Genomic DNA, 12,372 nt, shown 5'->3' with positions numbered 1-12,372 from the left:
CGAGACTTCCGTGAGCACCTTCAAGGCCCCCAAGGGCACGTACGACCTGATCCCGCCGGAGAGCGCCAAGTACCTCGCGGTCCGCGAGGCCATCTCCGCGCCGCTGCGCAACTCCGGTTACGGCTACATCGAGACGCCCGGCTTCGAGAACGTCGAACTCTTCGCCCGCGGTGTCGGTGAGTCCACCGACATCGTCACCAAGGAGATGTACGCCTTCGAGACCAAGGGCGGCGACAGACTGGCTCTGCGCCCCGAGGGAACCGCCTCCGTGCTGCGCGCGGCCCTCGAGGCCAACCTGCACAAGGCGGGCAACCTCCCCGTCAAGCTCTGGTACTCCGGCTCGTACTACCGCTACGAGCGTCCCCAGAAGGGCCGTTACCGCCACTTCTCCCAGGTGGGCGCCGAGGCGATCGGTGCCGAGGACCCGGCGCTCGACGCCGAGCTGATCATCCTGGCGGACCAGGCGTACCGCTCGCTGGGCCTGCGGAACTTCCGCATCCTGCTGAACAGCCTGGGCGACAAGGAGTGCCGTCCCGTCTACCGGGCCGCGCTGCAGGAGTTCCTGCGGGGCCTGGACCTGGACGAGGAGACGCTGCGCCGCGCGGAGATCAACCCGCTGCGCGTGCTCGACGACAAGCGTGACGACGTCCAGAAGCAGCTGACCGGCGCGCCGTTGCTGCGGGACTACCTGTGCGACGCGTGCAAGGCGTACCACGAGGAGGTGCGCGACCTGATCACGGCCGCGGGCGTCTCCTTCGAGGACGACCCGAAGCTGGTGCGCGGCCTGGACTACTACACGCGCACCACGTTCGAGTTCGTGCACGACGGTCTCGGCTCGCAGTCCGCGGTGGGCGGCGGTGGCCGTTACGACGGGCTGTCCGAGATGATCGGCGGCCCCGCGCTGCCGTCCGTCGGCTGGGCCCTCGGCGTCGACCGCACGGTGCTGGCGCTGGAGGCGGAGGGCGTCGAGCTCGAAATCCCCGCGTCCACCAGCGTGTTCGCGGTGCCGCTCGGGGAGGAGGCGCGCCGGGTGCTGTTCGGCGTGGTCACCGAACTGCGCAAGCTCGGTGTCCCGGCCGACTTCTCGTACGGCGCCAAGGGCCTCAAGGGCGCGATGAAGAACGCCAACCGGTCGGGCGCGCGGTACACCGTCGTGGCCGGCGAGCGTGACCTCGCGGAGGGCGTCGTGCAGCTCAAGGACATGGAGTCCGGTGAGCAGGCGGCGGTCGGCGTGGGCGAGATCGTGGGCGAACTGCGGTCGCGCCTGGGCTGACCGGCCCGTTCCCGCCCCCTCCTCGAACGGAGGGGGCGGGAGCCTCGGTCCAGCAGTGCGCAACGCATCGCGCTCGGCACGGCCGCCGTGCGGTCGTCCACCCCCAACGTGCCGAAGGCCCACGGCAGATGGGTCTTCACGGTGGACTCGCCAACGAAGAGCCGGCATCCGCTCGTCGCGGACGTCGGCCGTCAGGGCGGGGCGTCCGACCGCCCGGTACCCGGGGACGAGCAGCAGGAGCGGCCCGCCGGCCGCGAGCCGGACGTGCCACCCCGGGTGGGCCGTGCCGAGCACGAACACCAGGGCGGCCACCCACACGACGGCGCAGTACGCGTCCCACAGCCGGAACGAGCGCCCTCCCGTGGTCGACTCCCGGGCGCTGTCCCGAGCGGACGGGGCCGGGGCGTGAGCCCGAAGGTCATCCGTCGCGCTGGTTCTTCCAGCGGAAGGTCAGCAGGCACAGCAGCAGTCCTCCGACGCACCACGCCCCCAGCACCAAAGCGATCCGCCCGAACTCCCAGCCGCCGGTCTGCTCCAGGACCTGGGCGGACTCGGGCAGGAACACCCCGCGCAGGCCCTGGCACATCCACTTGAGGGGGAACAGGGCGCCGATGTTCAGCATCCAGTCCGGGATGGTGTCGATGGCGATGTAGACGCCGGAGATGAACTGGAGGACCAGGAACGGCAGGACGACCACCGAGGTGGCGCTCTTGCCCGTCTTCGGGACCGAGCTGACCGCGATGCCGAGGAGCGCGCAGGCCGTCAGGCCGAGGACGAAGATCCAGGCGAAGTCGGCCCACTTGCCGGCGTTCGCGGGCAGGTCGACGTCGTACAGCGTGGTGCCGACGAGGAGCAGGATCGCCGTCTCCAGCGCGCCGGTGACGAGAACCAGCCAGATCTTGCCGAGGAAGTACGCGGCCGGCGGCATCGGTGTGCCGCGCAGCCGGCGCAGCACCTTCTCGTCCCGTTCGATCGCGATCGATATGCCGAGGGACTGGAAGCTGGTGGACATGATGCCCGCGGCCATCATCGCCGGGACGTACAACTGCGAGGCGGTGATCCCCGCGCCCTTCACGTCGTCGCTGAAGATCGACGCGAACAGGAAGAGGAAGACGACCGGGAAGGCGAAGGTGAACATCACCTGGTCGCGCTGCCGGAAGAACTGCTTGATCTCCAGGGCACCGCGCCGCAGCCCCAGTCCCCAGGCGCCGGGCAGCCTTCCGGCCGCCGTCCCGGTGCGTTCGCGTACGTCGGTCGTGGTCATCGCGCGTCCTCCTGGCCGGTCAGTCGCAGATAGACGTCCTCCAGGGTCGGCCGGCTGATCCGGAGCCCGGGGATCTCCCCGTCGAAGCGGTGGACGAGTTCGGCGACGGTCTTGGTGGGCGTGTCCGTGCGCTCGCTGCGCGCGGTGCCGTCGGTCTCGGTCCACGCGACCGTCGCCTCCGTGCCGAAGCGCTCGCGCAGCGCGGCCGGTTCGCCCTCGGCGACGACCCTGCCCCGCGCGACCACCGCCAGCCGGTCGGCGAGGGCCTCCGCCTCCTCCAGGTAGTGCGTGGTCAGCAGGATCGTCGTGCCCTCGTCGGCGAGCCTGCGGATCAGCTCCCAGAACTGCCGCCGCGCCGCCGGGTCGAAGCCCGTGGTCGGCTCGTCCAGGAGCAGCAGCTCGGGACCGCCGATGACACCGAGGGCGACATCGAGCCGCCTGCGCTGGCCGCCCGACAGCGACTTGATCCTGCTGCCGGCCTTCTGCTCCAGTCCGACGAGTCCGATGACCTCCTCGGGATCACGCGGATTCGGGTAATAGCGGGCGAAATGCCGCACCGTCTCGTTCACCGTCAACTCGGCGGGCGCGGATTCGTCCTGCCAGACGATGCCGACGCGCGAGCGCCACGCGCGCGTGCCCGTGGCCGGGTCCGAGCCCAGCACCGACACCTCGCCCGCGTCCCGGCGCCGGTTGCCCTGAAGGATCTCCACCGTGGTGCTCTTGCCCGCTCCGTTCGGCCCGAGCAGGCCGAACACCTCCCCCCGCCGGATGCCGAGATCGATGCCGTCGACGGCGGTCACGTCCCCGTACTGCTTGCGCAGCCCCCGTACGTCCACCGCGAGTTGTTCCCCGTGTGTCGTCATGGCGACGAGCATCCCCCCGGAACCGAACGCTCCGGGACGACCGTGCGTACTTTCTTATGTCCACCGAACGGTGGACAAGGGGGCTGGTGCGGCACAATGAGCCTGCCCGCAGGCCCCTTCGAAGCAACGGAAACGGCGTGATGAGCAAGACGACAGTCAAGGACGTCCCGACCGAGCAGGAACGCCCCGCGGCTCCCCGGACGGCCGGCGGCAGTCGCGCCCTCGCCCTGCTGCTGGTGATCACGGGTGCGGCCGGTCTCCTTGCCGCGTGGGTCATCACGATCGACAAGTTCAAGCTGCTGGAGAACCCGAACTTCGTGCCCGGGTGCAGCCTGAACCCGGTGGTCTCCTGCGGCAACATCATGAAGAGCGACCAGGCATCCGCCTTCGGCTTCCCGAACCCGATGCTCGGTCTCGTCGCCTACGGCATCGTGATCTGCGTCGGCATGAGCCTGCTCGCCCGTGCCACCTTCCCCCGCTGGTACTGGCTCACCTTCAACTTCGGCACGCTCTTCGGTGTCGCGTTCTGCACCTGGCTCCAGTTCCAGTCGCTGTACCGGATCAACTCGCTGTGCCTGTGGTGCAGCCTCGCCTGGGTCGCCACGATCACCATGTTCTGGTACGTGACGTCCTTCAACGTGCGTAACGGCTTCCTGCCCGCCCCGCGCTGGGCGAAGAGCTTCCTCGGCGAGTTCACCTGGGTCCTGCCCGTGCTGCACATCGGCATCATCGGCATGCTGATCCTGACCCGCTGGTGGGACTTCTGGACCAGCTGACGGCCCTGCGGGGATTGTCAGTGGCGTGACATAGGGTTTTGGACGTGGAGCCCGACCTGTTCACCGCCGCAGCAGAAGAACGCCAGGAGAAGGACCCGTCCAGCAGTCCCCTGGCGGTGCGGATGCGCCCGCGCACCCTCGACGACGTCGTGGGCCAGCAGCATCTGCTGAAGCCGGGCTCACCCCTGCGCAGACTCGTCGCCGAGGGCGGCGGCGGTCCGGCCGGGCCGTCCTCGGTCATCCTCTGGGGCCCGCCCGGCACCGGAAAGACGACCCTCGCGTACGTCGTCTCCAAAGCCACCGAGAAGCGATTCGTCGAGCTCTCCGCGATCACCGCCGGCGTCAAGGAGGTGCGCGCCGTCATCGACGGCGCCCGCCGGGCCACCGGCGGCTTCGGCAAGGAGACCGTCCTCTTCCTCGACGAGATCCACCGCTTCAGCAAGGCCCAGCAGGACTCCCTGCTGCCGGCCGTCGAGAACCGCTGGGTCACGTTGATCGCCGCGACCACCGAGAACCCGTACTTCTCGGTGATCTCCCCCCTGCTCTCCCGCTCCCTGCTCCTCACCCTGGAACCGCTCACCGACGACGACCTGCGCGCCCTGCTGCGCCGGGCGCTCGGCGACGAGCGCGGCCTCAAGGAGGCCGTCGGCCTTCCCGAGGACACCGAGGGCCACCTGCTGCGGATCGCCGGCGGGGACGCCCGCCGGGCCCTGACCGCGCTGGAGGCCGCCGCCGGCGCGGCCCTCGACAAGGGCGAGCCGGAGATCACCCTCCAGACCCTGGAGGAGACCGTCGACCGCGCCGCCGTGACGTACGACCGCGACGGCGACCAGCACTACGACGTCGCGAGCGCGCTCATCAAGTCCATCCGCGGCTCCGACGTGGACGCCGCCCTGCACTACCTCGCCCGGATGATCGACGCCGGCGAGGACCCCCGCTTCATCGCCCGCCGCCTGATGATCTCCGCCAGCGAGGACATCGGCCTCGCCGACCCGAACGCGCTGCCGACCGCCGTCGCCGCCGCCCAGGCGGTCGCGATGATCGGCTTCCCCGAGGCCGCGCTCACCCTCAGCCACGCGACGATCGCCCTCGCCCTCGCCCCGAAGTCCAACGCCGCGACGACCGCCATCGGCGCCGCGATGGAGGACGTCCGCAAGGGCCACGCCGGACCCGTGCCGACCCATCTGCGCGACGGGCACTACAAGGGCGCGGCCAAGCTCGGCCACGCCCAGGGCTACGTGTATCCGCACGACCTGCCCGAGGGAATCGCCGCCCAGCAGTACGCGCCGGAGGAGCTCAAGGACCGGGAGTACTACACCCCGACCCGACACGGAGCCGAGGCGCGCTACGCGGACGCCGTGGAGTGGACCAGGAAGCACCTCGGTCGAGGGCGCTCCTGAGCACCCTGTACGATGTCTCGAAGCGCTGCGTCCCGTGTCCGGCTCCGGTCGGCACCACCAGAACGGGACATTCAGCCGGAGCCCCTGCCGTCATGGAGGGATTCCAGGAGCGTCGCGCACCGTCGAAGGTGTCGCGGGCAACCCACCACCACCCGGATCTCCGGGACCGGTCGGTGGGTCACTCGCGTGCTGCACGTATGTGCCCAGACCCAGGAGCGGCTGCCCGCCCCGCCCACGTGGATCCTCACGTCGACGGAAAGGGTTTCCCGGGCTGCGGATTGCGACCTCCCCTAACCCTGGTGAAGCCGTATTCGCATCCGAAACATGAGGTGTTTGGTTCATGCCGAACCAGTCCCGCCCCAAGGTCAAGAAGTCGCGTGCCCTCGGCATCGCGCTGACCCCGAAGGCCGTCAAGTACTTCGAGGCCCGCCCCTACCCGCCGGGCGAGCACGGCCGCGGCCGCAAGCAGAACTCGGACTACAAGGTCCGTCTGCTGGAGAAGCAGCGTCTGCGCGCGCAGTACGACGTGTCCGAGCGTCAGCTCGTCCGCGCCTACGAGCGTGCCGCCAAGACGCAGGGCAAGACCGGTGAGGCCCTGGTCATCGAGCTCGAGCGCCGTCTCGACGCGCTGGTGCTGCGTTCGGGCATCGCCCGCACGATCTACCAGGCCCGCCAGATGGTCGTCCACGGCCACATCGAGGTCAACGGTGGCAAGGTCGACAAGCCGTCGTTCCGTGTCCGTCCCGACGACGTCGTGATGGTCCGCGAGCGCAGCCGCAGCAAGACCCTGTTCGAGGTCTCCCGTGCCGGTGGGTTCGCCCCCGACGGTGAGACCCCGCGCTACCTCCAGGTGAACCTCCCGGCCCTGGCGTTCCGCCTGGACCGCGAGCCGAACCGCAAGGAGATCCCGGTGATCTGCGACGAGCAGCTCGTCGTCGAGTACTACGCCCGCTGATCTTCTTCCGGCGGACGTAGCACCACCTGCGCGTCAGCGTCAGCCCGTCGTCTCCCCGCCCTTCACGGTGGGGGAGACGGCGGGCTTTCGCCTGTCCGGGGGCAGTCTGCGCGGCGACGGCACCATCCCGAGCGGCGGTGCGCCCGCCTCGCCGAGCGCCCGGGCGACAGCGGCCTCCTGCCCGAGCGACTCCCCCTCCCGTACGCACTCCTCGTACCGCTCGTCGCCCAGCGACTGCCGGGCCAGCGCCGCGCAGCGCTCGTGCGGGGCGTTGTAGTACGCCGAGCCGAACAGCGGCAGGCCCACCGACGGCCACATCCGCGACGCGGCCCCCTGGAGCAACGCGGCCTCGGCCGGATCGCCCTCCACCGCCGTGATCAGGGCGAGCAGCTCGACCGCGAGGACGGCGCCGAGCAGGTCGTGGAAGGCGTGCGCGATACCGAGCCCCCGTCGCAGGAGGTCCCGGGCGCGCGCGGGGTCGCCGCCCACCTGGGCCTCGTACGCCAGGACGTACAGCGCGTACCCGAGCGCCCAGCGCTCCCCGTGGTCCTCGCAGACCCGGCGGACGTCCTCGCACAGTTTCACCGCGCCCGGCAGATCGCCCTGGAAGGCGAGCGCCATCGCCAGCTCGACCTGCCCCATCAGCACGTTGCTGTTCAGCTCGCCGATCTCGTGATAGCGGTCGAGGGCCGAGCGCAGCAGGGTCTCGGCGCGCGTCATGTCGTCCGTGACCAGGGCCAGACAGCCGGTGCGGTGCTCGGCGTACGCGATCGCCACGGCGTTCTTGGAGCGCTCGGCCTCCTCACGGCACTCGTGGAGTGCTGACAGCGCGGGCACCGAGTCACCCTGGAGGACCGCCACGTAACCGAGCACCCACAGGGCCTTCAGCCGCGACTGGTCGCGGTCGCCGTCCAGCTCGACACTGCGCTCCAGCCAGTGCCGACCCTCGGAGAGCCGGCCGCAGCCCACCCAGTAGAACCAGAGGGCGCCCGCCAGGTACTGGCCGAGATGGGCGTCGTCCGGCTCGGTCAGCGAGAACTCCAGCGCGCAGCGCAGATTCGGCAGTTCCGTCTCGACCCGCGCCGCGACCTCGCCCTGGCGCGGGGAAAACCAGTCGAGCTCGCACCAGGTGGCGAGCCCCATGTACCAGTCGCGGTGCCGGCGGCACAGCCGCTCCGCGTCCCCCGTCGCCTCCAGCCACTCGGCGCCGTACGCCCGGACCGTGTCGAGCATCCGGTAGCGCACCCCGGCCGCCGTCTCCTCGCGGGACAGCACGGACTGCGCGAGCAGCGCGTCCAGTACGTCGAGGACGTCGTCGGCGTGCAGCCCGTCCCCGCTGCACACGTATTCGGCGGCCTCCAGGTCGAACCGGCCGGCGAACACCGACAGCCGCGACCACAGCAGGCGCTCCTCCGGGGTGCACAGCTCATGGCTCCAGCCGATCGCGGTCCGCAGCGTCTGATGCCGGGGCAGCGCGTCCCGCCCGCCCCCGGTCAGCAGCCGGAACCGGTCCTCCAGCCGCGCGAGCAACTGACCGGGGGAGAGGGCGCTGAGGCGTCCGGCCGCCAGCTCCACCGCCAGGGGGATCCCGTCCAGGCGACGGCACAGCTCCAGGACGTCGGCCCGGTTCCCCTCGTCCAGCGTGAACCCGGGGACCCGCGCCGCCGCCCGGTCCACGAACAGCTCCGCCGCCTCCGCCTCGGCCAGCGGGGCCAGCGGGAACACCCGCTCGCCGCCGAGATCCAGCGGCCGGCGCCCCACGGCCAGCACCCGCAGCTCCGGCGCCTTGCGCAGCAGCTCGGCCACCAGCGAGGCGGTCACCTCCACCAGGTGCTCGAAGCCGTCCAGCACGAGCAGGAGGCGCCGGTCGGCGAGGTGGCCGAGCAGCACCTGACGCGGTGGCTTCGCGGTGTGGTCCGTCAGGCCGAGGGCCTCGAGCACCGCGTACTCGACGAGTCCCGGATCGTGCACCGCGGACAGGTCCACGCGGTACACCCCGTCGAGCCCCTCCGCGCACGCCGCCGCGTGCACCGCGAAACGGGACTTTCCCACGCCACCGACCCCGGTCACCGTGACCAGCCTGACCGTCTCCAGCAGCTCGGCCAGCCGCGCCAGTTCGGCCGAGCGACCCACGAACGCGTCGAGTTCCAGGGGCAGATTGCCGGATGTCGCGGGAGCGGAGCGCCGGGCGGGCTGAGAACGCTGCATGGGATACGGAGCGTACTGACCTGTGAGCACTCCGTACAATCGCTTCGCGCAACTCCAGGTGCGGCAGCCGGTAATGCGGTACGGAGCCGCGGTGTCGGCGCGATAGGCTCGGGTGACGACTTTTCGATGATCAGGCAGTCAGGGAGCGGGTGCGACAGTGACCGGTGGTGAGGTGGCCGGGATCCTGGTGGCCGTGTTCTGGGCGATCCTGGTGTCCTTCCTCGCCGTCGCGCTGGCGAGGCTGGCCCAGACGCTCCGGGCGACCACCAAGCTCGTGGCGGACGTGACCGAACAGGCCGTCCCGCTCCTGGCGGACGCGTCGGCGGCCGTGCGCTCCGCGCAGACCCAGATCGACCGCGTCGACGCCATCGCCTCGGACGTCCAGGAGGTCACGTCGAACGCGTCGGCACTGTCGACGACCGTCGCCTCCACCTTCGGCGGCCCCCTGGTCAAGGTCGCGGCGTTCGGTTACGGCGTGCGCCGGGCCATCGGAGGCCGTCGAGAGAACGAGCCCGACAAGGCGTCCCGGCGAACCGTGATCGTGGGCCGCACCGTCCCGTCGTCGCGACGGGGAAAGCGGAAGAAGGACTGACGCAGCGATGTTCCGCCGTACGTTCTGGTTCACCGCAGGCGCAGCCGCGGGTGTATGGGCCACCACCAAGGTCAACCGCAAGATCCGGGCGCTGACCCCCGAGAGCCTCGCGGCGCAGGCCGCCAACAAGGCGATCGACGCGGGTCACCGGCTCAAGGAATTCGCCCTCGACGTCCGTGACGGGATGGCCCAGCGGGAGGCCGAACTCGGCGAGGTGCTCGGCCTCAACGGCCGCACCGACCCCGAACTCCCCACGCAGCGCCGGATCGCCGCGATCGGCGACGCCGGGCAGCCCGGCAACGACAAGCAGATCAAGTACATCGAGAACACGACGTACACGTACAACCGGAATGAGGACCACTGATGGAGTCGGCTGAAATCCGCCGCCGCTGGTTGAGCTTCTACGAGGAGCGCGGTCACACCGTCGTCCCTTCGGCGTCGCTCATCGCGGACGACCCGACTCTGCTCCTGGTCCCCGCCGGCATGGTCCCCTTCAAGCCGTACTTCCTCGGTGAGGTCAAGCCGCCGTGGTCGCGCGCCACCAGCGTGCAGAAGTGCGTGCGCACGCCCGACATCGAAGAGGTCGGCAAGACCACCCGGCACGGCACCTTCTTCCAGATGTGCGGCAACTTCTCCTTCGGCGACTACTTCAAGGAAGGCGCCATCACCTACGCCTGGGAGCTGCTCACGCTGCCCCGGGACAAGGGTGGTTACGGGCTCGACCCGGAGCGCCTGTGGATCACGGTCTACCTGGAGGACGACGAGGCCGAGGCCATCTGGCGCGACAAGATCGGTGTCCCGGCCGAGCGCATCCAGCGCCTCGGCAAGAAGGACAACTACTGGTCCATGGGCGTCCCCGGCCCCTGCGGCCCGTGCTCCGAGATCAACTACGACCGCGGCCCCGAGTTCGGCGTCGAGGGCGGCCCGGCCGTCAACGACGAGCGCTACGTGGAGATCTGGAACCTGGTCTTCATGCAGTACGAGCGTGGCGAGGGCATCTCGAAGGACGACTTCGAGATCCTCGGCGAACTGCCCAGCAAGAACATCGACACCGGCCTCGGCCTGGAACGTCTGGCGATGATCCTGCAGGACGTGCAGAACCTGTACGAGATCGACACCTCCATGGCCGTCATCAGGAAGGCCACCGAGCTGACCGGTGTCGAGTACGGCGCCGCCCCCGACTCCGACGTCTCGCTGCGCGTGGTCACCGACCACATGCGCACCTCCGTCATGCTCATCGGCGACGGCGTGAGCCCCGGCAACGAGGGCCGCGGCTACGTGCTGCGCCGCATCATGCGCCGCGCCATCCGCAACATGCGCCTGCTCGGTGCCACCGGTCTCGTCGTCAAGGACCTCGTCGACGTCGTGATCGAGATGATGGGCCAGCAGTACCCCGAACTGGTCAGCGACCGGCAGCGGATCGAGACCGTGGCCCTCGCCGAGGAGGCCGCCTTCGTCAAGACGCTGAAGGCCGGCACGAACATCCTCGACACCGCCATCTCCGACACCAAGGAGTCCGGGGGCACGGTCCTCGCCGGCGACAAGGCGTTCCTGCTCCACGACACCTGGGGCTTCCCGATCGACCTCACCCTCGAGATGGCCGCCGAACAGGGCCTCTCGGTGGACGAGGACGGGTTCCGCCGCCTGATGAAGGAGCAGCGGGACAAGGCCAAGGCCGACGCCCGCGCCAAGAAGACCGGTCACGCCGACCTCGGCGCCTACCGTCAGATCGCCGACGCCGCCGGCGAGACGGACTTCATCGGCTACGACCGCACCGAGGGCGAGTCGACCATCGTCGGCATCCTCGTCGACGGCGTCTCCTCCCCGGCCGCCACCGAGGGCGACGAGGTCGAGATCGTCCTCGACCGCACCCCCTTCTACGCCGAGGGCGGCGGCCAGATCGGCGACACCGGCCGCATCCGGGTCGAGTCCGGCGCGATCATCGAGATCCGCGACTGCCAGAAGCCCGTTCCCGGGGTGTACGTCCACAAGGGCGTCGTGCAGGTCGGCGAGGCCACCGTCGGTGCCAAGGCCCAGGCCGTCATCGACGTGCGGCGCCGCACGGCCATCGCCCGCGCCCACTCGGCCACCCACCTCACGCACCAGGCGCTGCGTGACGCGCTGGGCCCGACGGCCGCCCAGGCCGGTTCCGAGAACCAGCCCGGCCGCTTCCGCTTCGACTTCGGTTCCCCGTCGGCCGTCCCCACGGCCGTCATGACCGACGTCGAGCAGCAGATCAACGAGGTGCTCGCCCGCGACCTGGACGTCGAGGCCGAGGTCATGAGTATCGACGAGGCCAAGAAGCAGGGCGCCATCGCCGAGTTCGGCGAGAAGTACGGCGAGCGCGTCCGCGTCGTGACCATCGGCGACTTCTCCAAGGAGCTGTGCGGCGGCACGCACGTGCACAACACCGCCCAGCTCGGCCTGGTCAAGCTGCTCGGCGAGTCGTCCATCGGCTCCGGCGTGCGCCGCATCGAGGCCCTCGTCGGCGTCGACGCGTACAACTTCCTCGCCCGTGAGCACACGGTCGTCGCCCAGCTCCAGGAGCTGGTCAAGGGCCGCGCCGAGGAGCTTCCGGAGAAGGTCTCCGCCATGCTCGGCAAGCTGAAGGACGCCGAGAAGGAGATCGAGAAGTTCCGCGCGGAGAAGGTCCTCCAGGCCGCCGCCGGTCTCGTCGAGTCCGCCCAGGACGTCAACGGCGTCGCCCTCGTCACCGGTCAGGTACCGGACGGCACGGGCGCCGACGACCTGCGCAAGCTCGTCCTCGACGTGCGCGGCCGTATCCAGGGCGGACGGGCCGCCGTCGTGGCCCTGTTCACCGTGTCCGGCGGCAAGCCGCTGACGGTCATCGCCACCAACGAGGCCGCCCGTGAGCGCGGGCTCAAGGCCGGCGAGCTGGTCCGGGCCGCGGCCAAGACCCTCGGCGGCGGCGGTGGCGGCAAGCCGGACGTCGCCCAGGGCGGCGGCCAGAACCCGGCCGCCATCGGTGACGCCGTCGACGCGGTCCAGCGCCTCGTCGCCGAGACGGCCAAGTAGGGGTT

10 protein-coding genes and 1 pseudogene are annotated in these 12,372 nt (G+C 70.4%); 7 read left to right on the top strand and 4 right to left on the bottom strand.

Translation table 11 applies throughout. From position 1 onward, the window contains the following. The first annotated feature begins 10 nt into the window (after nt 1-10). The gene (gene hisS, locus AB0C62_RS19620) at nt 11-1,273 is read left to right on the top strand and encodes a histidine--tRNA ligase (protein ID WP_362974761.1); all 1,263 of its coding nucleotides are present in this window, start codon (nt 11-13) and stop codon (nt 1,271-1,273) included. Nucleotides 1,274-1,320: 47 nt separating this feature from the next. Here the strand turns inward: hisS and AB0C62_RS19615 are convergent. The 3 genes and pseudogenes from AB0C62_RS19615 to AB0C62_RS19605 all read right to left on the bottom strand — a co-directional run. Continuing rightward, a pseudogene (locus AB0C62_RS19615) lies at nt 1,321-1,458 on the bottom strand (DNA-binding response regulator); the annotation flags it as partial. A gap of 233 nt (nt 1,459-1,691) precedes the next feature. After that, entirely contained in the window at nt 1,692-2,537 is an 846-nt protein-coding gene (locus AB0C62_RS19610; RefSeq protein WP_362974759.1) for an ABC transporter permease, read from the bottom strand. Next, entirely contained in the window at nt 2,534-3,400 is an 867-nt protein-coding gene (locus tag AB0C62_RS19605) for an ABC transporter ATP-binding protein (protein WP_362974757.1), read from the bottom strand. Before AB0C62_RS19605 ends, AB0C62_RS19610 begins: the two co-directional genes overlap by 4 nt. 140 nt (nt 3,401-3,540) lie before the next feature. On the opposite strand from AB0C62_RS19605, the gene AB0C62_RS19600 reads away from it, so the two are divergent. From AB0C62_RS19600 to rpsD, 3 genes are all read left to right on the top strand, one after another. Further along, the gene (locus tag AB0C62_RS19600; protein ID WP_362974755.1) at nt 3,541-4,176 is read left to right on the top strand and encodes a vitamin K epoxide reductase family protein; all 636 of its coding nucleotides are present in this window, start codon (nt 3,541-3,543) and stop codon (nt 4,174-4,176) included. Between the two features lie 44 nt (nt 4,177-4,220). Continuing rightward, complete coding sequence (locus AB0C62_RS19595) at nt 4,221-5,576, top strand: replication-associated recombination protein A (protein WP_362974753.1); 1,356 nt, start codon at nt 4,221-4,223, stop codon at nt 5,574-5,576. 340 nt (nt 5,577-5,916) lie between these two features. Continuing rightward, nucleotides 5,917-6,531, top strand: a complete 615-nt coding sequence (gene rpsD / locus AB0C62_RS19590; protein ID WP_164369968.1) for a 30S ribosomal protein S4 — start codon at nt 5,917-5,919, stop codon at nt 6,529-6,531. Between the two features lie 39 nt (nt 6,532-6,570). Here the strand turns inward: rpsD and AB0C62_RS19585 are convergent, their stop codons facing one another. Further along, a complete protein-coding gene (locus AB0C62_RS19585) occupies nt 6,571-8,739 on the bottom strand; it encodes a regulator (protein ID WP_362974751.1) in 2,169 nt (722 codons plus the stop codon). Nucleotides 8,740-8,896: 157 nt separating this feature from the next. On the opposite strand from AB0C62_RS19585, the gene AB0C62_RS19580 reads away from it, so the two are divergent. From AB0C62_RS19580 to alaS, 3 genes are read left to right on the top strand one after another with little or no spacing between them, the layout of a single operon-like run. Continuing rightward, nucleotides 8,897-9,331, top strand: coding sequence for a DUF948 domain-containing protein (locus AB0C62_RS19580; RefSeq protein WP_355866102.1), 435 nt, complete (start codon nt 8,897-8,899; stop codon nt 9,329-9,331). 7 nt (nt 9,332-9,338) lie between these two features. Beyond that, entirely contained in the window at nt 9,339-9,695 is a 357-nt protein-coding gene (locus AB0C62_RS19575; protein WP_362974749.1) for a DUF6167 family protein, read from the top strand. Continuing rightward, nucleotides 9,695-12,367, top strand: a complete 2,673-nt coding sequence (gene alaS, locus AB0C62_RS19570) for an alanine--tRNA ligase (RefSeq protein ID WP_362974747.1) — start codon at nt 9,695-9,697, stop codon at nt 12,365-12,367. The genes AB0C62_RS19575 and alaS overlap by 1 nt, the downstream gene beginning before the upstream one ends. The last annotated feature ends 5 nt before the right edge of the window (nt 12,368-12,372 follow it).

The organism is Streptomyces sp. NPDC048643, from assembly GCF_040650615.1.
GTDB lineage: Bacteria > Actinomycetota > Actinomycetes > Streptomycetales > Streptomycetaceae > Streptomyces.
The sequence above is the reverse complement of the archived record's forward strand: the minus strand, read 5'-3'. Positions and strand labels throughout refer to the sequence as shown.